This is a genomic window from Psychrobacillus sp. FSL K6-4615, assembly GCF_038008225.1.
Taxonomy (GTDB): domain Bacteria; phylum Bacillota; class Bacilli; order Bacillales_A; family Planococcaceae; genus Psychrobacillus; species Psychrobacillus psychrotolerans.
Genome location: NZ_JBBOYQ010000001.1, coordinates 3,471,944 through 3,491,874 on the forward strand (window position 1 = coordinate 3,471,944; position 19,931 = coordinate 3,491,874).

At 37.6% G+C, this 19,931-nt stretch carries 38 protein-coding genes; all 38 read right to left on the reverse strand.

From position 1 onward, the window contains the following. Positions 1-11 precede the first annotated feature (11 nt). Positions 12-1,022: a DUF3383 family protein gene (locus MKX53_RS17440; protein ID WP_340912908.1), complete on the reverse strand. Its 1,011-nt coding sequence runs from the start codon at positions 1,020-1,022 to the stop codon at positions 12-14. 10 nt (positions 1,023-1,032) lie between these two features. Then, complete coding sequence (locus MKX53_RS17445; RefSeq protein ID WP_340912911.1) at positions 1,033-1,500, reverse strand: phage neck terminator protein; 468 nt, start codon at positions 1,498-1,500, stop codon at positions 1,033-1,035. Further along, positions 1,493-1,831 (reverse strand): hypothetical protein, encoded by a 339-nt coding sequence (locus MKX53_RS17450; RefSeq protein WP_340912912.1) that lies wholly within the window; start codon positions 1,829-1,831, stop codon positions 1,493-1,495. The genes MKX53_RS17445 and MKX53_RS17450 overlap by 8 nt, the downstream gene beginning before the upstream one ends. 2 nt (positions 1,832-1,833) lie before the next feature. After that, on the reverse strand, positions 1,834-2,343 hold the full coding sequence (locus MKX53_RS17455; protein WP_340912915.1) for a hypothetical protein: 510 nt from the start codon (positions 2,341-2,343) through the stop codon (positions 1,834-1,836). Beyond that, the gene (locus tag MKX53_RS17460) at positions 2,340-2,687 is read right to left on the reverse strand and encodes a phage head-tail connector protein (RefSeq protein WP_340912918.1); all 348 of its coding nucleotides are present in this window, start codon (positions 2,685-2,687) and stop codon (positions 2,340-2,342) included. Before MKX53_RS17460 ends, MKX53_RS17455 begins: the two co-directional genes overlap by 4 nt. A 9-nt stretch (positions 2,688-2,696) precedes the next feature. Beyond that, positions 2,697-2,951, reverse strand: a complete 255-nt coding sequence (locus MKX53_RS17465) for a hypothetical protein (protein ID WP_340912920.1) — start codon at positions 2,949-2,951, stop codon at positions 2,697-2,699. 52 nt (positions 2,952-3,003) lie between these two features. Then, complete coding sequence (locus MKX53_RS17470) at positions 3,004-3,954, reverse strand: phage major capsid protein (protein WP_340912922.1); 951 nt, start codon at positions 3,952-3,954, stop codon at positions 3,004-3,006. Positions 3,955-3,967: 13 nt separating this feature from the next. Further along, positions 3,968-4,618: a capsid assembly scaffolding protein Gp46 family protein gene (locus MKX53_RS17475; protein ID WP_340912925.1), complete on the reverse strand. Its 651-nt coding sequence runs from the start codon at positions 4,616-4,618 to the stop codon at positions 3,968-3,970. A gap of 31 nt (positions 4,619-4,649) precedes the next feature. Beyond that, positions 4,650-4,838, reverse strand: coding sequence for a ribosomal-processing cysteine protease Prp (locus MKX53_RS17480; protein WP_340912927.1), 189 nt, complete (start codon positions 4,836-4,838; stop codon positions 4,650-4,652). A 182-nt stretch (positions 4,839-5,020) separates the two neighbouring features. Further along, positions 5,021-5,932, reverse strand: coding sequence for a phage minor head protein (locus tag MKX53_RS17485; RefSeq protein WP_340912929.1), 912 nt, complete (start codon positions 5,930-5,932; stop codon positions 5,021-5,023). Beyond that, positions 5,913-7,292 carry a phage portal protein gene (locus tag MKX53_RS17490; RefSeq protein ID WP_340912930.1) on the reverse strand — a complete coding sequence of 460 codons (1,380 nt, stop codon included), beginning with the start codon at positions 7,290-7,292 and terminating at the stop codon, positions 5,913-5,915. The genes MKX53_RS17485 and MKX53_RS17490 overlap by 20 nt, the downstream gene beginning before the upstream one ends. A 16-nt stretch (positions 7,293-7,308) precedes the next feature. Continuing rightward, positions 7,309-8,541, reverse strand: a complete 1,233-nt coding sequence (locus tag MKX53_RS17495; RefSeq protein ID WP_340912932.1) for a PBSX family phage terminase large subunit — start codon at positions 8,539-8,541, stop codon at positions 7,309-7,311. Continuing rightward, complete coding sequence (locus MKX53_RS17500) at positions 8,534-8,983, reverse strand: terminase small subunit (protein ID WP_445678272.1); 450 nt, start codon at positions 8,981-8,983, stop codon at positions 8,534-8,536. The genes MKX53_RS17495 and MKX53_RS17500 overlap by 8 nt, the downstream gene beginning before the upstream one ends. Before the next feature lie 25 nt (positions 8,984-9,008). Then, on the reverse strand, positions 9,009-9,248 hold the full coding sequence (locus MKX53_RS17505; RefSeq protein ID WP_340912934.1) for a hypothetical protein: 240 nt from the start codon (positions 9,246-9,248) through the stop codon (positions 9,009-9,011). 78 nt (positions 9,249-9,326) lie between these two features. Then, a complete protein-coding gene (locus MKX53_RS17510; protein ID WP_340912936.1) occupies positions 9,327-9,497 on the reverse strand; it encodes a hypothetical protein in 171 nt (56 codons plus the stop codon). A gap of 124 nt (positions 9,498-9,621) precedes the next feature. Further along, on the reverse strand, positions 9,622-10,098 hold the full coding sequence (locus tag MKX53_RS17515) for a sigma-70 family RNA polymerase sigma factor (protein WP_340912937.1): 477 nt from the start codon (positions 10,096-10,098) through the stop codon (positions 9,622-9,624). 11 nt (positions 10,099-10,109) lie between these two features. After that, a complete protein-coding gene (locus MKX53_RS17520; protein ID WP_340912939.1) occupies positions 10,110-10,301 on the reverse strand; it encodes a hypothetical protein in 192 nt (63 codons plus the stop codon). A gap of 12 nt (positions 10,302-10,313) precedes the next feature. Continuing rightward, positions 10,314-10,592, reverse strand: a complete 279-nt coding sequence (locus tag MKX53_RS17525; RefSeq protein ID WP_340912940.1) for a hypothetical protein — start codon at positions 10,590-10,592, stop codon at positions 10,314-10,316. Between the two features lie 92 nt (positions 10,593-10,684). After that, entirely contained in the window at positions 10,685-11,218 is a 534-nt protein-coding gene (locus MKX53_RS17530) for a hypothetical protein (RefSeq protein WP_340912942.1), read from the reverse strand. A gap of 91 nt (positions 11,219-11,309) precedes the next feature. Next, the gene (locus MKX53_RS17535) at positions 11,310-11,504 is read right to left on the reverse strand and encodes an XtrA/YqaO family protein (RefSeq protein ID WP_445678273.1); all 195 of its coding nucleotides are present in this window, start codon (positions 11,502-11,504) and stop codon (positions 11,310-11,312) included. A 243-nt stretch (positions 11,505-11,747) separates the two neighbouring features. After that, on the reverse strand, positions 11,748-12,212 hold the full coding sequence (ssb, locus tag MKX53_RS17540; RefSeq protein WP_340912944.1) for a single-stranded DNA-binding protein: 465 nt from the start codon (positions 12,210-12,212) through the stop codon (positions 11,748-11,750). 4 nt (positions 12,213-12,216) lie between these two features. Next, positions 12,217-12,414 carry a hypothetical protein gene (locus MKX53_RS17545; RefSeq protein WP_340912945.1) on the reverse strand — a complete coding sequence of 66 codons (198 nt, stop codon included), beginning with the start codon at positions 12,412-12,414 and terminating at the stop codon, positions 12,217-12,219. Next, complete coding sequence (locus MKX53_RS17550) at positions 12,411-12,575, reverse strand: hypothetical protein (RefSeq protein ID WP_340912947.1); 165 nt, start codon at positions 12,573-12,575, stop codon at positions 12,411-12,413. The genes MKX53_RS17545 and MKX53_RS17550 overlap by 4 nt, the downstream gene beginning before the upstream one ends. 46 nt (positions 12,576-12,621) lie before the next feature. Continuing rightward, entirely contained in the window at positions 12,622-12,855 is a 234-nt protein-coding gene (locus MKX53_RS17555; RefSeq protein WP_340912949.1) for a hypothetical protein, read from the reverse strand. A gap of 38 nt (positions 12,856-12,893) precedes the next feature. Beyond that, on the reverse strand, positions 12,894-13,199 hold the full coding sequence (locus MKX53_RS17560) for a hypothetical protein (protein ID WP_340912950.1): 306 nt from the start codon (positions 13,197-13,199) through the stop codon (positions 12,894-12,896). Between the two features lie 43 nt (positions 13,200-13,242). Beyond that, positions 13,243-13,662, reverse strand: a complete 420-nt coding sequence (locus MKX53_RS17565) for a RusA family crossover junction endodeoxyribonuclease (RefSeq protein WP_340913393.1) — start codon at positions 13,660-13,662, stop codon at positions 13,243-13,245. Further along, the gene (locus tag MKX53_RS17570; protein ID WP_340912953.1) at positions 13,662-14,279 is read right to left on the reverse strand and encodes a dUTP diphosphatase; all 618 of its coding nucleotides are present in this window, start codon (positions 14,277-14,279) and stop codon (positions 13,662-13,664) included. Before MKX53_RS17570 ends, MKX53_RS17565 begins: the two co-directional genes overlap by 1 nt. Then, positions 14,276-14,452 (reverse strand): hypothetical protein, encoded by a 177-nt coding sequence (locus tag MKX53_RS17575; RefSeq protein WP_340912955.1) that lies wholly within the window; start codon positions 14,450-14,452, stop codon positions 14,276-14,278. The genes MKX53_RS17570 and MKX53_RS17575 overlap by 4 nt, the downstream gene beginning before the upstream one ends. Further along, positions 14,449-14,862: a YopX family protein gene (locus MKX53_RS17580; protein WP_340912957.1), complete on the reverse strand. Its 414-nt coding sequence runs from the start codon at positions 14,860-14,862 to the stop codon at positions 14,449-14,451. The genes MKX53_RS17575 and MKX53_RS17580 overlap by 4 nt, the downstream gene beginning before the upstream one ends. Beyond that, positions 14,859-15,011, reverse strand: a complete 153-nt coding sequence (locus MKX53_RS17585) for a hypothetical protein (protein ID WP_340912959.1) — start codon at positions 15,009-15,011, stop codon at positions 14,859-14,861. The genes MKX53_RS17580 and MKX53_RS17585 overlap by 4 nt, the downstream gene beginning before the upstream one ends. Further along, complete coding sequence (locus tag MKX53_RS17590) at positions 15,004-15,504, reverse strand: YopX family protein (protein WP_340912962.1); 501 nt, start codon at positions 15,502-15,504, stop codon at positions 15,004-15,006. Before MKX53_RS17590 ends, MKX53_RS17585 begins: the two co-directional genes overlap by 8 nt. Next, on the reverse strand, positions 15,504-16,394 hold the full coding sequence (locus tag MKX53_RS17595) for an ATP-binding protein (RefSeq protein ID WP_340912964.1): 891 nt from the start codon (positions 16,392-16,394) through the stop codon (positions 15,504-15,506). Before MKX53_RS17595 ends, MKX53_RS17590 begins: the two co-directional genes overlap by 1 nt. Beyond that, a complete protein-coding gene (locus MKX53_RS17600; RefSeq protein ID WP_340912967.1) occupies positions 16,297-17,151 on the reverse strand; it encodes a DnaD domain protein in 855 nt (284 codons plus the stop codon). Before MKX53_RS17600 ends, MKX53_RS17595 begins: the two co-directional genes overlap by 98 nt. A gap of 50 nt (positions 17,152-17,201) precedes the next feature. Beyond that, a complete protein-coding gene (locus MKX53_RS17605; protein ID WP_340912969.1) occupies positions 17,202-18,017 on the reverse strand; it encodes a PD-(D/E)XK nuclease-like domain-containing protein in 816 nt (271 codons plus the stop codon). Continuing rightward, entirely contained in the window at positions 17,959-18,843 is an 885-nt protein-coding gene (locus MKX53_RS17610; RefSeq protein WP_340912971.1) for a hypothetical protein, read from the reverse strand. Before MKX53_RS17610 ends, MKX53_RS17605 begins: the two co-directional genes overlap by 59 nt. After that, positions 18,840-19,058 (reverse strand): hypothetical protein, encoded by a 219-nt coding sequence (locus MKX53_RS17615; protein ID WP_340912975.1) that lies wholly within the window; start codon positions 19,056-19,058, stop codon positions 18,840-18,842. The genes MKX53_RS17610 and MKX53_RS17615 overlap by 4 nt, the downstream gene beginning before the upstream one ends. Before the next feature lie 99 nt (positions 19,059-19,157). Then, positions 19,158-19,361 (reverse strand): hypothetical protein, encoded by a 204-nt coding sequence (locus MKX53_RS17620; protein WP_340912977.1) that lies wholly within the window; start codon positions 19,359-19,361, stop codon positions 19,158-19,160. A 280-nt stretch (positions 19,362-19,641) separates the two neighbouring features. Further along, entirely contained in the window at positions 19,642-19,848 is a 207-nt protein-coding gene (locus tag MKX53_RS17625; protein WP_340912979.1) for a hypothetical protein, read from the reverse strand. Between the last annotated feature and the right edge of the window lie 83 nt (positions 19,849-19,931).

The following is a 19,931-nucleotide window of genomic DNA, read 5'->3' on the forward strand; positions in this document are numbered from 1 at the left end:
ATTACCCCTCCTTAATAAACCATTTCGCCTAAAACAGTTGCTTCATGAATAGCACCTGCAAGTTCTAGGCTAAATGATAATCCTTTATAGTGACGTTCTACACGATCAGCAGCGTTTGTTTGTGCGCGGTTTTTCGCTGTAAGAGTGTAAAGTGGTTGCTCCGCTTCATCAAGAGCAATAATGCCTTGTTGCCCTGCGATTTCTAAGATTGTACGTGCTTCTCCTTCTATTTGTGGAATTCCCACATCATCAAATGAAATTTTGTCGTTATTTGTGAAAAGCGTTGAAATCGCTTGTTCCATGTTCACTTTCACCCAGTCTTTACCGTGAATAACGTCAATGTACTCACCGCTCAGCATAGTACCCTCTGAGGTTTGATAGACACCGCCTTTAGATACATAGGCAAAACCGTTTAACGCATGAATAGCAAGTAATGTGGTTTTGTCATAAGGTGCTGGATCTATCCCAATAAGCTTTTTAAACTTATAAGTAATGGAACCAACCGTTTTAGAACCATGACCACCAATTAATGCTAAATGTGGATATTGCGCTAGTTTGTCATGCATTATTACAAAAGTGCGATCATATTTTTTAGCTGAAATAGTCTCTAAATCTGTTAGATTATCAACAGTATGTGCCGCAATCTTAAACCCTTCACCTTCTACCACATCTGAAATAGCAATGAAATCAGATACTGAACCTGTTGCCAGTGAAACAAAGTACCAATCCTCACCGTAATATTCAGCAAGTGTTTCTGCAGCAGTTATTGGCGTTGTTGCGCTCGAATCGTATGTTGCAATTGCTACTTTCGCTGTACTTGTATCTCCTTGTTTAAAGGCTACTTTCGCCGCTTTATAAGCATCTGTTGTCGTAGGGAAATCTTTTTCTACACCTTCAATATCCCCATAGATTTTAAACGACTGAGCGCCTGTCTTATCTGCTAAGATTAAAGGTGTACCTAAACCCTCTAATGCAGATGGTTTTTTAATGTCAATAATGACTGTAACGTCTTTTAATGGCATGTTGTCCCTCCTAATTAATTGTTACTTTTCCTATTACATCTATTTCATATGATTCTTGACCACGAACACGTAATCTCACATCAAAACCACTTCTTCGTTCGTAATCAATATTCAAAAAAACATCACGATTCGTGATAGCTAGTGCATCCACGACTGTGATGTAATGATCTGATAATTCTATTGTTCCTTTTCCTAAGAAATAAGCTCTTGCTTTAAGAGATAATGTTTCTGATTCTTCAATAGTTGAAGCATGAGTGGTTATAGACAAAACTAGTTCAATGTCTTGCTCCAATGTTTGGATAACATCTTCTAAAGCAGTGACAGGTTGTCCAATGCCTTCACCAATCAATGTTTTCTTAATTGCTATGAAAGGATATGTGGGTTGTTTTCCGCTTGATTCAGCTTGTATGACTGTTTTGCCAGTGTAATTAGTAAGGCCGTTCCATATTGGAAGCCAGATGTCATCATAATTAATCAAACGAACTCACCCCTTTAGCGATATAGCGGTAAAAGTCTCCAAAAGGCTTGAAATTAGCACTTGTATCGACTGTATACTTAGCTCCATCTTGTTCGATTTTATCGCCATGTTTCAAAGCATTAAGGCTATAAATTTGCGCATCTGCAGCAGTCACGGTGCCACCTAATTGAGCAATAGTTTTAATGTCAAAAGGAATAACTGCAAGTGAGATAGTTTCTTGTGATGGTACACCATCTACCCATTTACCGTTAACCCATGTACCCTCTGTAGCCTCACCATGCAAAATTGTTGCCCGGCTGTACTTATTAATTAAGCGACTGAAGTTATACATACTCACTCAACTTCAACCTCCATCGATTGAATAAGCCCTCCGTTATCCACCAAAGGATTACTTGAACCTTTACGCTCAACAGTAAACGGATGGTTGACTGGATTATCTAGATCAATTGCGTATTCCTGAATCTTCCCTTTCAACTCAAGACCCAACATCTCGAAAAACGTCTCTACTGATACATTCCCATTGACTACATCTGTTATAAGTTCCTGTGCTTTTGCTTGAATAGCATCAATGTTAGCATCAGTACCAGTTCGCAGAAAGGACCTCTCAGGTATAACTATATGAGTTGTTGTAGCTTTCAAATGTAGACCTTGAGACGCTAAATAACCTCGCATCTTATCCGTTACTTGAATCCGTGCACCAAATTCATGAACACTAGCGATCATGGAAAGCTCAGTATCTTGCATGTAACCAACTTTTGCCTTCTTTTGTTTAGCCTTTGAGAGGTCGGATAACACTTGAGGAATTCGATTATTATCACTCACCGTTATTCGAACTGGACTCATAATACTCTCCGCCTTCCGATTGGAATGAATTTAATCTTACGAAGCCCTGCAACGCTCAAACGCTTAATCAAAGCATTATCTCGCTCTTCGCTAGATTCGAAGCTTTGTGACATACCTGCCATCGACTCACTTTTCACGCCAGTATTACCATTGAGTTCGTATTGCACATATGTTGCGATAACACCTTTAGCTGTTGCCGGTAATGTTAGTACGTCTTCTTTGATAAAGTTTTGATTACAGGAACCCTGAACGAAATCAATAGCTTCAGCGAGCTTAAGTGTAAGGAACGGATCTCTTGAATCATCATGAATTTGCAGTAACTCTTTTAATTCATTGATATTCATTTCCTCTACCTACTCTCCTAGGATTAAATCGATCAATTCATCCTTTTTGCCATCTGAAGGGAATTCAATCGCTTCTTTATTTAAAAATGCTTTTAGATCATCATTCTTTATTTTTTCTAACTGTTCACGTGATAGGCCAAAGTAATCTACGTCTTCCTTTTCTTCAGTTAATTTGTAGCCTTGTCCGGAATAGACCACTCGAAAAGCCTTTTCTGTAACCTCGATCTCTTTGTTTCCTTTTTTAATTAATACTTTTTCAGCCATTTAACTTTCTCCTCTCAAAATAATGATATAGGCGACATTAAGTCGCCTTTTATTAAGGTGTTACATCTGGTGTTAATGCTGCAAATGCATCGTCTGTCAATGTCATGAATCCTACTTGTTGAGTTACACGCAATGCAAATAGATCACGTTCGAATAAATTAATAGGATCTCCATTTTCATCTACAATAGTAGACAACGTAGCATCCTCTGAAATTTTGTACTCCATCCCTTGAGGAATTCCGTAGCGAGTGTAATCCCAATCAGCCGCTATTAATAGTGCTTTTGCATAATCCCATGATTTTGAATCAACATAACCGATTGGTAAGCCTAGAGCTTGTTGAGTAGCTCCGCCAGTTGCATCATTGAAAATCGGAAGTCCTTGATTGTCTTTTGTACCACGTAGTTTTTGACGGAATCGACGAGTAGTAGTAAAACCATCCACATCTTTGTCCCCATCTTCCACAAGAGCCATTAATCCATTAAGTTCATCATATAAGTTCCCTGCATCATCATGAGTTAGAATATTACCTGCTGTAGTTGCTTTCTCGAATACAGATACCCCAGTTCCGAATGGTGAATCAACACCAAATAATGCAGCTTGATCAAATTTAATCGCAAATGCTTCTGCAATCGCTGGACGCATTTGTGTAAAGAAATCTGTAACCGAATAACGTAAAAACTCTTTGGAAACAGGGATAATAACTCCAAGTTTTTTAGATTTCATCGTTGCTTTTAACCAAGTAGCTTTAGATGTTTGGATTTTCTCACCTTCCCCAACCCAGTAAGCTCCTGGTCCTGACGCCAAGTAGGTAAATTCTTTTTCCGGCTTCGTCATTTCCTCATATTTTGCTAGTCTAGTGACTGCAGATTGTGTCATAAAATCTTTTAATACAAGTGTTCCTTGTTCCTTTGGAATAGAACCATTTACAGCATCTTGTAATAAGACATTTGCTGGATTGAAATCGAATTGTTTAATGTTTACCTTTAAAATATGTTTTTTCATGTATGTTTTCCTCCTAGTTTCTAATGCTTGCTTCTGCTGCTAATGTATTAATATCTATTGAACCTAAATCGGTAGCACCGCCACCTTGTTCGATATGTCTGCCACTTTCTTTGAACTTTGCATCTACCTGAGTATTAACAAGTCCATCAAGATCTGTTTTTAATTCATCGAGTAATGTTGTTGTAGCAGTTTCATCATCACCTATGAATCTTTCAATATATTTACTTGCAAATGCGCTATCTAAACCTTGTTTTGTCGCATGTTTTAATGCCGTCTCTTTTAATTTTGAAAGTTTGTTTTCTTTTTCTTGTTTTTGTAGCTTTTCTTCAAGTTCACGAATGCGTTTTTGTTCTGGTGTTTCATCTGGATTGCGTTTTTTCATTTCTTCGTCCACTAACGAATCAAGGTTATTCGTTTTCCAAGTCTCTAATGATTTTGTAAAATGTGCATCTAGTTTAGGTTGCAGTATTTTCTTTGCTTCGTTAGTTTCTAAAAACGTTTTAACGTTATCAGCGGTCAATACATTCGAATTGTAGTACTCCTTTACTTCAGCATTATCTTTGTTTGAATCTAAAAACGCTTTAACTTGATCAAAAGTAACCGCCTCACCATCAAACTGATTAATTCTTACAGATAAACGCTCTTTTTTCTTGATCTCTAACATGTGGTTTCCTCCTATGCCAAGTAGTTCGGGCCTACTTGTCCATTTCGATTATTTTTACGGATAAATCTTGCGGAAATTGTTCCTCTAAATCTTGCAAATAACGGACAGATGATTGTAATAGAGTAGAAACAGCAGCACATACAACAGACTTTGTATGTCCCTTTGCTTCAATACTTATATAACCATCTGGATTAGTTTTGACTGTGATTTCAGTCGGCATTTATAACACCCTCTCATTCGCCCTTACAGTTTCTACACACACCAGTAAGTGCAAGGATAAGTACTATTTAACGCATAGCTACGAGATGTTGAATCACCATGCCTTTCTCGAATTTGACTTAACAAAACACAAGAGTCACCACCACCTTTTTTAGGCATAATAAAAAGCCGTCTAAAGACGACTTATCCATTCATTGCTTCTCTAAAACTTTCGAATGTCTGTTGAGCTAACTCTTCATTGGTCTGCCCCTTGATACTATCAATTTCATAAACTAAAATGCATCGACAATTAATATCATGGTGAGCATAACCAGTGTTTCCAGGTGCAGTTCCTTGCTCGCCATTTCCCAAATCAAATAGATCATCAACAGGAATCTTTACATGGTCCATTTTCACATGGTTTGCTTTGCTCGTTTTACGGACCCTACGGTCTTTCATGTTGCGCCACTTCTTCATCATGATTACGCCTTTAGAATTAGCTCGCTTGGTACTATCTAAAGTCCCTTGCTCACGTACTCTATGTGTTTCAGTGCGTGTTACACGAATAGCCTTTTTATAGTCACCATCAAACGTATCTTTTAGAGTTGTAGCCATTTCCTTATACGTAGAACCTCTCACAAGACTCTGTGTGACTTCTTGTTGAATCTTATAAATTATGTCCCGTCTGTTTCTTTCCAACGTCTGTGATAACGTCAAACCTTTTACTGGGTTATCAATAGCGGATTTAATTTGTTCTGCTTTTAATGTCCCATATTGTAAATTCTTACGAGCCTCGCTCTCAATTGCCCAGCCCATCCAAGAATATGAATATACATATGATTCAGCTAAATGATTATTTATGGTTTCGCGAGTAGCAACGCTCATTGTATCTACATGCTCTGTTAAAGAATCAATAAATTTCTTTAAACGATCGTATTTAATAAGGCTTGCATAGGTTAATACTCCATCTTCCTCATAATCTGCATAGATTTTACCTAGTTCTGATAATGCGGTGTTGACTAACTTGCGATAAAAAAGACGAATAGAACCTTCTATCTTTGAAAGTTCCTTATCCGCCCATTTCTCTAGCTTTTCACTATACTTCTCCAGATCCATTCTCTTCACCGCCCATCAAAGGTGGGATACTGTCACGCTCTAATTCGCGTTGCTCTAACTCATAATCTACATCATCCACAATAGATAATGTAGAAAGCGCAGTCTTCTCAGATGTCACTGTTTTCAACATAACAGCCGATTGCGCTTCTTCTAATAAGTTGACTGGAATGTTTCGTTTGAAGCTAAACCAAACCTTTAGGTAGTCATCATTATTACAGATACCTCGTTTGGACCATGCACTGCACAATACCTTGAACTGGTAGCGTAATGCTGCAACGAACTTTCGCTCCATTGTGATACATTTATTTTCTAATGACATGAGCTTATACTTCATAGCTACACCTGTAATGGTTCCGCCAAACGATTCGTCTGAGAAGTTCACTGATTTTGCAAATCTAAGAATGTTTTCCTCTAAGCGATTTAAATGGTTCTCAATCATTGTGTCGTTAATGTCTTTAGTAAGATATTTCACATCATCGTTCTCACCGAATAACTCAATAACACCTGACTTCTTTAAGTCTGCTAGAGTGTCATCGTCAGCACCAAGGCCTTTAAGTATCAGATACGCCAACCTATATTGTTCAATTTCATTTGAAGCATCAGAAATAGTGCGGTCATACGCATCAATTAAAGAAAGTACTTTCTCAGCATCAGCCATTAGCTCTTCATTGTTAGGTAAACCAAATAGCGGACAATAATCAAATCGGTGAAGCTTTCCTTCGATTAATACAAGAGCATTTTCTTTGGTTTCGAAGACATAATAATTTGTGTCGTTATAAAACTCTACGCGCAGTTTGTTCTCGTCTATCGAAATGTATCTAATTGCAAATTCTGGTTCCGTGTAATCGCTCGGTGAAATAATAATGGTTTCCCAAGGATCAATATTGATAATGCGTTCTTTCCCATCTAGGTCGATGTAAGCTAAGCGAGCACTGTAACCGCATATTGCTGATTTTTTACCCCACTCACTATCCTTATCCTCGATGTTATTACGTAGCCTAAAAGATTCTATTTCATCTTTTAACCTTATCAATTTGTCTTTTACCTTTTCATCTACATCATATCCAATCGGATGACCAAACATATAGCCCACTTTCGTGTCTACTATTTCAGCATCAAATGAGTTATTAAGACGATTATTCACCATGTTATCTATACGTTTAATAGATCCAGTTTCAAAGTCTTCATAATCAACGGCCTCACGCGTTAAAACCGGTACTCCTCCAATTGATGCTTTGTACCGTTCATAAAATTTCAATCGCTTGTCTCTGTCGTTTTTATTCTCTTCAATTACCTTTTGTAACAATAATGGATCTGCACCCTTCTCACGGAATGCACTTAAGTATTTGTAAAGATTCATTATCTTCACCTCCTGTTTATCCTGCTTTTCTAGTTCGTTTTCTAATTGGCTCTAAGCTATATCTAAGTGCATCAAGTAAATGGTTATATTCATCAATTGGTTTATTAATCGGCTTGCCTTCTTTGTTTTTATCCCAAACATAGTTGGCTAGCTCTATACTGAAATTCGAACAGCTAGGATGAACATAGATAGTGAATTGTTGAATGAATTGAATACCAACTTTTATGCTATCTGGACCTTTATCAGCTGCTTTAACCCTTCGTAACCCATATCTCCTTAAATCAACAATTGACTTAGGCTCAGATGAATCAGCAATGATTAATTCTTTTGCATATCCTTTGCCGATAACCTTCTTCGCTATCTCATCATTCAGCAATGCTTTCTCATACATCTCATCAAACAAAAACAGTTCTCGATTTTTAACATCTACAAGTGCACAAGACAAAGTAGAAGGGTCATTTGTATATCCAAAGTCCATTCCAAATACTGCTTTAATCCCTTCACGTTTAGCGATTTCTGATTTATCAAAAGCAAATTCTCTCCAGTTCTCGAAAATTCCACCTTCTGCAATACCCCACTCACCAAGACCCTCAATTTTGTACCGTCTAGGAGAATGTTTCTTCATCCATTCGAATAATTCGATATCCGATTGATCTAGGAATTCATTGCATAGATAATTAGTGGTTTTTGCTAGTACGTTCGGATTTTCAACATCAAAAAAACGCTTCTTCAACCAATGTTTATCTGACCACGGGTTAAAAGTTAGCGTTATTTGTTTGAATAGTCCACCAGTGTTACCACGGATAGACATATCTATTTTGTTGAAATCATCTTCATTTACTACTTGGAATGCTTCTTCAAACCACGCCCACGCTAAGTAACCTTTTTCAACTACGATGGACGTAACACTCATTGGACTATCCAAACCACGAAACATTATCTTCTGTCCAGTCGGTTTGTAGATGATTTCTAATGGGCTTAGCTTAGCATCCCATAGATGAGTGACTTCTAACTGATTAATCGCCCACTTTAACTGAGCGTAGGTAGAATCTTTATGATCTTTGAATACCTTACGTACAACTAATAGATTCGCCGTAGGATGTTCCATCAAGCGAGTTATAAAGTTTAATGCAGTAGTTGTAGATTTTTTAGAACCACGTCCACCTTTGACCACTCGGTAGCGTCCTTTGTAATTCCAGTAATCTTTGTATCCTCCACCAACAACCTTCTTTAAGCTTACGTTAGTCATCTAAATCATTCACAATCGTTACTGGAACTAAGCCATCTATTTGTTGTTTATCCGTCCACATCGCATAACGTTTACCTAGTAGTTCAGCTGCTTTAATCTTTTCAGCTACAGAAGGCTTCATATCCTCAGATATATCTTGCTCTCCCATACCCATACCGATTAAGGTAGCCCCATTCACTTCACCACGTAATACAGCAGTTAATGTTTCTAGTATTTCTTGTTGATCAGCAACACGTTCAGTCTTTAATTCTTCCATTCGTTGGGCTATATACTCAGATACGTTAACATTTGCTAACATTCTACTTCCTGCCGCTCTTGCCGTAGCTTCTTTTTTAACGTTGGTATACGCCTTCAAGTAAGCTTCAGTAGCATTCCCGTATTTAATATAGTTATCTGCAAACGATTGTTGCTTAATCGTTAATTTCTGTTCAATCAATGGCATCACCCCATTATGCTAATCGCTTTATTTATTGGTCTAAAATATCGTTAATAGTTAAAGTTTTTCCGGTTTCTAACAACCCGACTATTTCAGATTGTTGTCCTTCACTGTAACCAATTTCAATCTCTCCATCGTTGTTGCGAGTAATGTAAATGACTACATCAATGTCTTGAGATGTACATATGTGATTCAATAAATTGTTTACAAGAGCTTTCGGAGTAGTAATTCCGTTTTTCTTTGCCTTAAACTCATCCAGTTCTACTTTCATATCATCACCTCATTCATGCTATTTGCTTTTTGGACATAGAAAAAGTCACACCCCAATGGATGTGACTTTATGTAGAAATTATGTTTTTTTAATAAACGCTACTGACTTTTTAGGAGCAATGAAAAGTATGTCATTTGCTTCATTGTAGAAATAGTATGCTTCCTCATAAAACTGTATATTTGAAACATCTGAAACCTCTTGTGTTGAAGTTCCTGTTTCACCAACAGTTATTGCTACTTTATAATTCATTTTATCACCTCCCACTGACAATATTCGTCAAAGAGAGTGAAAATCCTCCTACAAAGCATCGTAAGATGTTAAACGAAAACTATTTTTCGCCCGGGGGACCTACCTAGCCGGCCCTCCTTCCAGTTTACACCGCAGATTTTTCTTTTGGCAAATAGTGGTCGTTTTGTGCGTTCTGTGCGTTTCGTGCGCTAACAATGATATCAATGATTTGATGCTTGCGCTCTTTTACGTAGGTAACTCCTACACCTAACTCACTTGCTATTTGTCGATAAGTCCATCCATCTAGTATGTGATCATAAATAATGTTTGTTCTTAAATCTGAAAATGTATTCGTGAAGCTTTCTAAAATGTGTACGCAGAATCTCATGTAAGAAAGTCGCTCTAATTGCTTTCGTTCTCTAACATCCATCTTTTTTAATTCAGATTCACTTTTACCTGAAGATCCTTTTGGCATTGCTGCATCTAAACCATATTGAGCGACTCCCCAGTTATCCATAGGAATTTTAAATCCGTACAAAATCTGTTCTAATCTAGCTATCTCTGTTTTCATCATTTGATAATCTGCAATAATTGATGCTATTGAAGTCCCGGTTTTGAACATTTTCACCACTCCTATCGTTTATTTCTAACAGCTCCACCAACACGTCGGTATGTCGGACGATTACAACCCATCAAATCTTCCAATTCTCTACGAGAGAACGTTTCTTTTTGGTTGTTGCTTATATTTGCTCGTTCATTCTTCAAAACGTCTCTATCGACTTGTTTTAGCCCTTTTTCGATAAACTCTGTTTGAATCGTTCTCATTCCCTTCACCCCTCAGTGAATAATCTTGCGAATCATTTGTTTTGGTCTACGATCTATTACTTGGTGCGTTATTTTCTTCCGAGAAAAATTCAAATGATGTTGATTCTTTGTTGCCTTTTGCTTCTTCTCTTCTAGCTGATAAAGCTCTACACACTTTTCTTTAAGCCAACTCCAATTGTTTTTGATCCATTCAGCAAACTGTTTCACGTATTCAAATATTTCATTAAAGACTTTTGCAAGTGACTTTGCTATTGCTTGTAATTTGTCCTGTGTTTCTTGATTAATTTCCACGTAAGCATCTCCTTTAGATAAAATAAAAAAGAGGACAACAAATGAATCAGCATAATGCCGTTCATGTGTTGTCCTCCAGTTGGCTGGGTGGACTAATTATATAACTCTAATTGTAAATAGATTTTATTGAATTCTTCTAGTTCTGAATACCATCTTTCACTTGTTTTCCATAACTCTAAAAAAGTTTCTTCTTTATTTTCTAATTGTGTCTTTAAATTTATATTATTTAAATCGTACAAAATGTTATCAACTAATTCTTTTGTAATTATCATCAGCATAAATTCTTTTTCAGGAATATACATCCAATCAACTTTTTCTAACGTATTTTCAAGCTTAATTCCACGTGGTTTCAAAACGTTTTGAGAAAGATAAAACAATGTACTTAGAGAGGTGTCTTCTTTTTTCAACTTAAGAAACCTTTCTAAATATGTTTTAAAAACATATAATTCAGACCTAATGATTCTAACCGTTTTAACCCTTTTCTCCATCTCCATAGCATTATTACTTTCAATCTGTTTTTCAACTGAAGCAATTGCAAACTTACCTGCAGTTTTTGCGCCAAAGTATGCACCAAAAACTGTTCCCAATACGGTAAGTATTGTTTTAATATCCATGAAATTTGTCATTTCATATTCCATTTCATAAAAAAAGAAGATTAATATAAAAATGAATAACATTGAGAAAATACTAAAATAGAAATAAAAGTTGTATTTCACTTCAAAACTCTTCCCCTTGCTCGATACGCATCCTCTTCACTTTCCCTTGATGCGTCACAATCTTATATTCCCCATGTGTCGGAAGTTCTCTGAGTTTTGCTTTACCATCGCAGATAACAATTACACAACTTGTAGGTAGTTCCATTATATCAACTTCTAGTTTCATTGTACTAGGGTTTATATTCAAATCTTCCATTTTCACCAAACCCCCTACCCGAATATCCCTTTTTCCCGTGGCTTGATTTTTCCTATCTCGGCTCTGTCTAATACTAGGAGAGCAATTTCTACTGGTTTTCTCTTCATTTCCTCGGAAATACGCTCAATCCCATATCCTTCTTTCCAATACCACACGAAAGCTTCTTATTCTCTTTCTTCAAAAACCATGTTCACCTTGTGCTTTTCGTCTTCAAATAAAAAGTAATTCATGTTGTCACCTCACTTAGAAGGGAAGATCATCATCTTGCACTTCTATTGGTCCATCGTTATTAGTAAATGGATCTGTTTGTGATTGCTGATATTCTGAACGGCTTCTCTGATGGTTGTTAGGTAGCCCTGTAGTCCCATTGTTTTGGTTAGCCTGTCCATTCTTCGGTTCAAGGAATTGAACGCTATCTGCAACAACGTCTGTCGTATATACACGTTTTCCATCTTGCCCTTCATAGCTCCCTGTCTGAATACGACCTTCTACTCCTGCTAAACTTCCTTTTTTCAAGAAGTTTGCCGTATTCTCGGCTTGCTTTCTCCAGACGATGATATTTATAAAATCGGCTTGTTGCTCACCACTTGCATCTTTGAATGTTCTGTTAACTGCTAAAGTAAAACGAGCCATCGCTACACCTGAAGGAGTATAACGAAGCTCAGGATCCTTTGTTAATCTCCCAACTAATACGACGCGGTTTATCATTCTTTCACTTCGCTTTCCGTTTCAAATTCTGATCGTTTCTCATATGTGATGGGTGCTGCACAACATATTGCTGTCCATTACACTTAATCAGTGTCGCAACACCCTTCTTTTCTTTGATAATTTCCACTGGGACCAAATTAGATGTGATCATTTTCAAAAACTGAGATTCTTGTTTACTTGTGAAATCATCAGTCATCGTCATACTCTCTCCACCCACTTTCTAACAGGCTTTGTAATCGCTAATTCTTTGGGATAGCCTAGCTTTTTGTGACGTACTCTAGCCATTTCTAAAGTAATGCCATGTTTACGCATGATTTTTTGTTCCTCTACACTAAACAATGAACTCTCGCGTATTTTCCTCATGCTTGTGCTCCTTTCCTACGTCGCTTTTTGGTCGAACTATGTTGTCCTACTTTTGAAGATACTCTTCGTATTCTGTTGGTTTGTTATCGTCAAGAGAGACTTTCATGAAGCGGTCGAACTTTTCAGTACATTTCCCACATAAGTCAAACTCTCTATCGAGTACATGGCCTTCTACAACCAACCTTCTTTTAAACCTTGTTATGTTAGCTAATCTGTACCAACGTTCATTTATTTTATCTTCGCATCTATCGCATACTCGGTATTCTTTTCTGACCTTCATTTATAATCTCTCCTTCACCTATTGGTCGTACTGTCACATTAATTTTTGCTACATATTTCACAGTAAATCTTTCCATCAACTATGGTGTGTTCATCATCAATTGTTATTTGTTTAGCACATCTATCATCATGACACTCCATCCACCAACCATTATCAAGTTGTGCTTGAATAATTTCATTAGGCTCTTTTTCTAAGTCGTCACAATACTTTGCTCGTTTTGCTCTAACGTCAATGTAATCATTCCAACCTCTTGCTTCACTCTTAGAAATAGCTAAACTTCTCTTTTCTGCAAAGATAATTTCTTGATTGTCACCATTAATATCTTGCACATGCCAAGCCTTCATTTTCTCAACTCCTTACTACGCATTATGAGTCTACTGCGACTTATCAATAAGCCACCCTCACAACAACCCTCGGTTGCATGCTATAAAACTTACGAACGGTCAAATTAACAACTTGGCTATCGTCCTGCCAGATAACCTTGTTCAATCCATCCTTCACACCTTTAACGTAATTATCGATATCGGGTTTAGTAGTCGGACGAAGCTCACCCTTCTCAATAAGAGCCTGTTTTGGCTTCGTCTGATACTTCTTAGGAGTTGCCCTATAAATATCTACCGCTAAGTCAATCGGACCTGTTATGAGCTCTCTTGGAGCGTGTTGACTGCCTACTAATCTCACATACTGTTTAAAGTCTCGAGATTTGGTAGGATCATAAAGGACGGTTTTACCGCCCCATGATTTCCCTGCTCTTGGTCTCCCTTGTGCTACTGGCTCGCCAGGTATTTCGAAAAGGATATTTCTCATCAATATCCACTCTCTTGTCGTTTATGATTAATTTTGTTCTTTTCGTAATAGGCTTGTTCAATTTGTTCAATTTCAAATCCTAAATGAATACCTAAACCCACGAAATATAAAAACAGTTCCTCGTAACTTGATAAATCATTCTCAGAGGTAAAGTCAGAAATAGTTAAGAATATCCATTCAAATTGAATTAGAATTGTTCGTTCCTTGTAAACTGAGAAGTTATGTTCGTGGATGTGATTTAACTCTCGTTTATCAAAGTCACATTCCAATCCAATCGACAAGATGAAATGTAAGCAGTCTACGTATTCTTCAAGTAGTGGATTTCTCACAGAACCTGTAGCGTTACAAATACTACAGTCCACTTGGTTATAACCACCAATGTAATGAGCTGCATATGTCCCTTCACCACTACATCTTGGACATCTTACAGAAGTTCGTGACTCTTGGTCATTACTCCACTTCTTAAAACCTCTCCACTGATTCGCACACTCGCCTAGTTCTACTTGCAAAGCGAGGATTTTCCAATCCAGATTATTCTGACCTTTCAACTCAGGGTGTTCGTCTAAGATGTGTTCATCAAGTAATCTTTGAGTCTCAAATAACTTCGCTAGATTCATCTCGCACCTCCAACAATATGTTTTTCACGCAAAATCGTTTGTTTAACGTGTCCGAACGATTGAAATAGACATATTTCTGAGCAATACATTTCAGAGCCCTTATGCCATACCTGGTCGCCTTTATGAATAGCCTTTTCACATTGGTTGTTTTCGCATGCTGCAACTGGTTTCATGAAGACACCTCCAGCAAGTGAGGATGCTCGTATATGTTGCCGACAATGACAATATCAAGCTTTTCATTTTTCCAGTCGTAAAACTCAATCAATTCCTCTTTTTGATTGAATTCACCGCCATTTGCAACAAAACAGCATAAATCATATTCGACTAACCAAAGAAATTTATCTTCTTCAAAAGCTAAAATATCCCCCTCATAAATTTCCATGCCGTTTTTGTCTTTTAAGCCTGTGAACTCACTTAATGTTTCTTTGTCAATTTGATATGAAAATGGTCTGTTATTATTAGATTGAGTTTGAATACCTCGACCTGTATATCCTTCACCGACGGTATCAATTACATGAGGAAAACCGTATACCCATTCGTCACCATTTATTCTTCTGCCTCGAAACTTAACCTCTCTTCTCACGCCGATTTCCCCTCTCTCATCCCGAAACGTATCTCTGCAGCTTGCAAACGTTCCTCAAGGAGATCCATTCGTTTTCGATTCGCTTCATGGTCGATAGGTCCAGTTGGTTGGACAAGGTGGAAGCCTTGTCCTGGTATCCATTTAGGCATTGGCTTCAACCTCCAGTAGCTCAGGGTTTTCGTAGATGTTTCCGATAACCTCAAATTCATCATCTTGCAACCAAGCATGATTTAGAATAAATGCACCATCCGAACCGTAATACTCCGAATCGTTATTTTTCCATATCTCATAAATTCCACTTTGATATTTGACGATTCCTGTGTGCTCTCTATCACCACGAAGTCCACCAGTATTATCGAAATCTACAAAGTGTACAATATCGCCCTCATATATTTCTGTTCCATTTTCGTCCTTTAGCCCTGTATATTGCATTAAAACAACACGTGGAACCTGGTTTTTTGAGCCGTCTACTACGGTCTTTCTATTTGTAGATTCTTTTAAAGGTGAATACCATCCACCTTTTTCAAAATCGTGTTTTGCTGATACCTCTGCATGCCCTGATCTTCCAAGCAGTTCTAAATTGTCAACTTGAACCATTGCTTTTTCTTTAGCAAACCAAGCACGAAATTTAATCTCTCTCATTACTTTTTCAGCCTCCAGTCAATTCCTTCTGTTTCAATCACGTAATACTCACCTTGGCCACGTTCTAGTAATCTACTATTGGCTGCATAACCTATACGATCTGCAAGGGTGCTTTTATCCTCATTCGTGTTAAAGATGATTGGCTGCTTACGTTTATAACGTTCATTTACAATCGTGTAATAGAGACCCTCTTTTGCCTCTGTATGCTTTGCTTTACCAATGTCATCCCAAACCAAAACATCAGCCTTTAGCACGCTACTGAGCATCTTGTTATAGGTCTCTCCATCATCATTCATTCGTTTGGCATTCATCATCTCGTCCATGAATGTTACATCTGACACGATGAATACGTTGAATCCTTGTTTGATTAACTGTTTTGCTATGGCAATTTGGAGATGTGTTTTCCCAATCCCAAAGTTATTGTGCTTATGTTTAATTTCTGAACGATCTTCAGGTCTTAGAGCTCGAATCCTTTGTTCACCAATAGTTGCGGTAAAACCAAGGTTCTTAGCACCTTTTTCTTTCAGCTCTTCACGATCAACTGGGAAACTTTCTAAATACTTAGCTGTTAGATCAAACATTTCACGCTGGTTCTTATTATTAATCTCATAGTTTTCTAGATTCGCATGTACAAATTCTTCTGGAATCAGAGCATTCTTGAAACGTCTGCCCCATGTCTTTAGTTCTCTGCAATCGCAAGGCTTATGAATGTCGTATTCAAGCTCATAATCGCCTGTGACAACCTTTTTCTTATGGCTGAACACCACTTCTGTCCCGCTGCACTTCGGACACTTAGTCTCCCCATGCTCGCTTGTCTCGTTCGAGCTGCTTGTAGACATCATCGATACTCGTTCCTGAAGTTTTTGCATGACTGCTGCCATTGCTTCCATGTTGAGTAGCCTCCCTTGTGCGTTTCGCATTTAGTTGTTCAAGGTTAGTGATCATTTCGTTTTTCCAGTTGCGCAAGATACCTTCTGCATAGTTATATTTGTTTTTAACATCTGGCTTCATGATTGCTTCTCTCAGTGCTTCAATGATTAGATCAGCATCTTTGTAATCGTCTAATAACATTCCGAGTCTTTCACCGATTGCTTGAGCAACTGGTTGAATGTTGTTATTCGTGAAATTTACTAATCTAGCAAAATCAGAAGTAGAACTGACAGACTGACCAACTTTCTCTTCTTGTTCTTCTTCTCTTTCTTCTTCTTGTTCTTCTTCTTGTTCTTCTTCTTCCCCCAGGTCTATGGATAGCCCTTCGATACCGTATCCATACCGTATTAATGAATCAGCATATTCTTTAACAAAAGTCTTGTATTTCACCGATTCAAGCTCTTTTTCAATACATTTTTTTACTTTCGGTGAATTAATGTAGTTATAACGTGACCAATTGTGTATCATGATTTCTTTAGTTGCTTCGTTATATGTGATTTTTTTGTATTCGACAAACCGTTGAAGTAATTTAAGGACTGTTTCTCTGTTGTAACCTGTATGCATTTCTATCACTCTATAAGGTAGTTCATAGATTCCACATTGCGTTGTATTGCCATTAGTCATTAAATATAGATAGAAATATTTTTCTTCCGGTGTTAGATCCAATACAAAGCCGTCATCCCAAAATGTTGTGTGTACCTGTCTGTACTTTGCCATTTGGATACCTCATTTCTGTTGTAATTAGAGGGGAGAACCCCTCCATACTGCTAATCTAGTAAGTATTCAATCTCAAACGTGTTATTTAATTGCTTTGTCTGTCTGCAATAAGCGCATTTGTCACATCTTATAGGCTTTTCAGCACCACTTTTTACACGAACGAAACGCTCCATCATATTTGCTGTGTATTCTAATTCAAAGTCAAATCGAGAAGCATCAAAATGTAATACCGCTTTATCTGGAGGTGTTTCTTTTGTTACTGCCACAATATATGGATTGAAATGCTCTCCTGTGTGTTTTGCTATTACTTCACGATAGATAGCCATTTGTAGTACATAATCATAGGCTTGTACGAACGAAACATACTTATGGTACTTATCCGACCAGTAACGATTAGCAAGGCTCTGAGTAGTCTTTAAATCGCTAAATGTTTTACGTTGATAATTGATGGAATCCACTTTGATTTTCCATGTAGCTCCGAACAGATCTGCAGTGAAAATTTGCTCTTTCTCACCTTCCATAGCAAACATTGCAAATGGATCATTCTTAATCGTTTCAATCATCATGTCTGCTTGAACAAATTCAGCGTACTTACCACCACGACTTTTGAATATTGAATCATGACTCTCTTCTTGGAACTTTATAAATTCTTCGTCACTCTCAAATGCTGCATGTGTATAAGAACCGACTACTAATGCTGTAGAAGGAGGACGAATATATTCGCCCTTCACCTCAGCTATTGCTCTTGCTTCACAGTCCAACATGTTTTTGAACTGTGAAACTGAAAAGTACTCTTTGTTAGCTTCATTACTGTGGTAGTTCTGACTGTTCAGTTGTAGTTTCTCCTGCTTCGGTTGTGCTACCATCTACTGCAGCCTCCTTACTACTTTCCTTTGTGAATGCTTCGCCAAGATCACTAGACTTCTTCTTCCCAGCATCTTTGTCGAACCAATCCTCTACTTTGCTCATGCCATCTTTAACAGAGTTGAAAATCTTAATTAGCTCTAAATAGTCGTATTCTGTAAATGATTCAGCGTTATATCCAAATTTAGCTTCTACCATTTCCTGAGTAACTCTATGCTGTTCCTTGAATGCCTTTAAAGCATTGGAGATACGGTCCTTTAGAGGTCCTTTGTTGTTTCCTTTAAGTGTTTGCTCACATTCAGCTACGGCTTTATCTACGATGTCCCCAGGTATAATTCCTAGTACACAAGCACGAACACGACGAGCACCACTACTTGCAACCATTTCGTAAATATCTCTAGGATCCGTAAGTTGCTGCAAACCACCTCTTGCCTGTCTGCTATGCTTCACCGTAAATACTTTTTCTTGCCTTACATTCGTTTCAAGGTCCCATGCATAAGCCATCGCTACCGATTCACCTTCACGTTGTTCAAGTTCCTTTACTCCAAACGAAAGATTTCCCCAGTTTTGTGCTAATACTTCTGCTAATCGAATTGAAGGACCACTAACCTTTGTTCCTCCTCTTGGATATTGGTACATAGCAACTTCGGCTAGTGATGCCCGTTTACACGAATCTAGTATTCTTTGTTCCGCTTGAAAGATATTTCTAGGGAATTGTTTAGCAAGGAAAATAGCTCCCTTTACCTCTTCCATTTCACGAGATGCTGTAGCTTGTCCAACTACCCCACCTTGTTGATTTTGTTGAAATTGCATTGATAATTCGCTCATGCTATTTTCACTCCATTTTCATTTTGTATTTGGTTTTCAATGTCCTGGTACTGTTCCATTAAGGATGGCAAGCGGTCAATTTCATTAGTAATTACTAAACGTTGGCACTCTACTGCTAATGCGATATTGAGAATGTCTAAATCCACTTTGCTCATGTTATTTTTTCTTGCAAAACGACTCAAACTAAAGAACTGTGACTTTAAATCGATTTCCACATTTAGCCCTCCTCTTGATATTTTCAAGGTCTCACGATATAATGTGTGTACATAGTAATTCGTGAAACCTTGATCCGCTACTCCACATAGCGGATTTTTTTATGCACTTAAATCCACTGCTAAGTTTTCTTCTACAATGTGTTCACCCATATGCTCTGTTGAACAATACAAGTAACCATCCCATTCAAATCCTTCACCTTCGTAGATATCTTCTTTGCAATGTCGATAGTTGCAGCACCCAACCTTTCTAGGAGCTCTTAGCTCTTCGAATCCATAATTAGATACCATTGGATTTTCTAACATGTCTCCACCTCCTTAATAGGCACTTGCCTTGGCTCCCAATCTCTAATTACAACCTGTAATTTCAATTGGCATTTACCACAAAACGAACGATTTTCAATCCAAGCGTAGTGGACAATTTCACCAGGCTTAAAATCCCTGTGACACTCGCCACAATAATTGGATTTAGCTTCTTTCAAACATCTCACCTCTTCCTGTGGGTTGAATCCCATCAAGAAGTCTAGGAAAGCAAAGGGGGAAATCCTAGACTTCTTGACAGGAGCCATAAGCTCCGTCGTTTTTTTTATAAAGTGATCTTTTCCTTGTTTGCAACAATAATTTGCATAGCTTGTTCTTGTGTAAATCCTTCATAAGTTAATGCGTTAAATTTTTCGCGCTTCAGCCTCGCTTGAACTGCATACTCTTCAATTGCATTAGGTATAATGGCTTTCAATGTTTTTGTTCGCTGTTCCATTTCGAATAACTCTTGAGCTGAAATTAACGGCTTCATTCTCACACTTCCTTTCGTCATTTTATTGCAACTTATATTCAATGTTTTTTAATTAACAATGTGATATAATCACATTAGATATA

Excerpts from the sequence above, each read along its gene's own strand:
- MKX53_RS17565 (WP_340913393.1), bottom strand. The coding sequence starts at position 13,662 with ATGAGAAATATCCTTTTCGAAATACCTGGCGAGCCAGTAGCACAAGGG.
- MKX53_RS17495 (WP_340912932.1), bottom strand. The coding sequence starts at position 8,541 with ATGACTAACGTAAGCTTAAAGAAGGTTGTTGGTGGAGGATACAAAGAT.
- MKX53_RS17595 (WP_340912964.1), bottom strand. The coding sequence starts at position 16,394 with ATGGAAGCAATGGCAGCAGTCATGCAAAAACTTCAGGAACGAGTATCG.
- MKX53_RS17590 (WP_340912962.1), bottom strand. The coding sequence starts at position 15,504 with ATGAGAGAGATTAAATTTCGTGCTTGGTTTGCTAAAGAAAAAGCAATG.
- MKX53_RS17460 (WP_340912918.1), bottom strand. The coding sequence starts at position 2,687 with ATGAATATCAATGAATTAAAAGAGTTACTGCAAATTCATGATGATTCA.
- MKX53_RS17500 (WP_445678272.1), bottom strand. The coding sequence starts at position 8,983 with ATGCCATTGATTGAACAGAAATTAACGATTAAGCAACAATCGTTTGCA.
- MKX53_RS17545 (WP_340912945.1), bottom strand. The coding sequence starts at position 12,414 with ATGACGATGACTGATGATTTCACAAGTAAACAAGAATCTCAGTTTTTG.
- MKX53_RS17610 (WP_340912971.1), bottom strand. The coding sequence starts at position 18,843 with ATGAGCGAATTATCAATGCAATTTCAACAAAATCAACAAGGTGGGGTA.
- MKX53_RS17465 (WP_340912920.1), bottom strand. The coding sequence starts at position 2,951 with ATGGCTGAAAAAGTATTAATTAAAAAAGGAAACAAAGAGATCGAGGTT.
- MKX53_RS17510 (WP_340912936.1), bottom strand. The coding sequence starts at position 9,497 with ATGAATTATAAAGTAGCAATAACTGTTGGTGAAACAGGAACTTCAACA.
- MKX53_RS17625 (WP_340912979.1), bottom strand. The coding sequence starts at position 19,848 with ATGAAGCCGTTAATTTCAGCTCAAGAGTTATTCGAAATGGAACAGCGA.
- MKX53_RS17440 (WP_340912908.1), bottom strand. The coding sequence starts at position 1,022 with ATGCCATTAAAAGACGTTACAGTCATTATTGACATTAAAAAACCATCT.
- MKX53_RS17515 (WP_340912937.1), bottom strand. The coding sequence starts at position 10,098 with ATGTTCAAAACCGGGACTTCAATAGCATCAATTATTGCAGATTATCAA.
- MKX53_RS17535 (WP_445678273.1), bottom strand. The coding sequence starts at position 11,504 with ATGGAAGATTTGAATATAAACCCTAGTACAATGAAACTAGAAGTTGAT.
- MKX53_RS17505 (WP_340912934.1), bottom strand. The coding sequence starts at position 9,248 with ATGAAAGTAGAACTGGATGAGTTTAAGGCAAAGAAAAACGGAATTACT.
- MKX53_RS17530 (WP_340912942.1), bottom strand. The coding sequence starts at position 11,218 with ATGACAAATTTCATGGATATTAAAACAATACTTACCGTATTGGGAACA.
- MKX53_RS17560 (WP_340912950.1), bottom strand. The coding sequence starts at position 13,199 with ATGAAGGCTTGGCATGTGCAAGATATTAATGGTGACAATCAAGAAATT.
- MKX53_RS17575 (WP_340912955.1), bottom strand. The coding sequence starts at position 14,452 with ATGAAACCAGTTGCAGCATGCGAAAACAACCAATGTGAAAAGGCTATT.
- MKX53_RS17585 (WP_340912959.1), bottom strand. The coding sequence starts at position 15,011 with ATGCCTAAATGGATACCAGGACAAGGCTTCCACCTTGTCCAACCAACT.
- MKX53_RS17455 (WP_340912915.1), bottom strand. The coding sequence starts at position 2,343 with ATGAGTCCAGTTCGAATAACGGTGAGTGATAATAATCGAATTCCTCAA.
- MKX53_RS17450 (WP_340912912.1), bottom strand. The coding sequence starts at position 1,831 with ATGTATAACTTCAGTCGCTTAATTAATAAGTACAGCCGGGCAACAATT.
- MKX53_RS17620 (WP_340912977.1), bottom strand. The coding sequence starts at position 19,361 with ATGTTAGAAAATCCAATGGTATCTAATTATGGATTCGAAGAGCTAAGA.
- MKX53_RS17605 (WP_340912969.1), bottom strand. The coding sequence starts at position 18,017 with ATGGTAGCACAACCGAAGCAGGAGAAACTACAACTGAACAGTCAGAAC.
- ssb (WP_340912944.1), bottom strand. The coding sequence starts at position 12,212 with ATGATAAACCGCGTCGTATTAGTTGGGAGATTAACAAAGGATCCTGAG.
- MKX53_RS17485 (WP_340912929.1), bottom strand. The coding sequence starts at position 5,932 with ATGGATCTGGAGAAGTATAGTGAAAAGCTAGAGAAATGGGCGGATAAG.
- MKX53_RS17570 (WP_340912953.1), bottom strand. The coding sequence starts at position 14,279 with ATGAATCTAGCGAAGTTATTTGAGACTCAAAGATTACTTGATGAACAC.
- MKX53_RS17470 (WP_340912922.1), bottom strand. The coding sequence starts at position 3,954 with ATGAAAAAACATATTTTAAAGGTAAACATTAAACAATTCGATTTCAAT.
- MKX53_RS17555 (WP_340912949.1), bottom strand. The coding sequence starts at position 12,855 with ATGAAGGTCAGAAAAGAATACCGAGTATGCGATAGATGCGAAGATAAA.
- MKX53_RS17600 (WP_340912967.1), bottom strand. The coding sequence starts at position 17,151 with ATGGCAAAGTACAGACAGGTACACACAACATTTTGGGATGACGGCTTT.
- MKX53_RS17520 (WP_340912939.1), bottom strand. The coding sequence starts at position 10,301 with ATGAGAACGATTCAAACAGAGTTTATCGAAAAAGGGCTAAAACAAGTC.
- MKX53_RS17475 (WP_340912925.1), bottom strand. The coding sequence starts at position 4,618 with ATGTTAGAGATCAAGAAAAAAGAGCGTTTATCTGTAAGAATTAATCAG.
- MKX53_RS17490 (WP_340912930.1), bottom strand. The coding sequence starts at position 7,292 with ATGAATCTTTACAAATACTTAAGTGCATTCCGTGAGAAGGGTGCAGAT.
- MKX53_RS17480 (WP_340912927.1), bottom strand. The coding sequence starts at position 4,838 with ATGCCGACTGAAATCACAGTCAAAACTAATCCAGATGGTTATATAAGT.
- MKX53_RS17550 (WP_340912947.1), bottom strand. The coding sequence starts at position 12,575 with ATGAGGAAAATACGCGAGAGTTCATTGTTTAGTGTAGAGGAACAAAAA.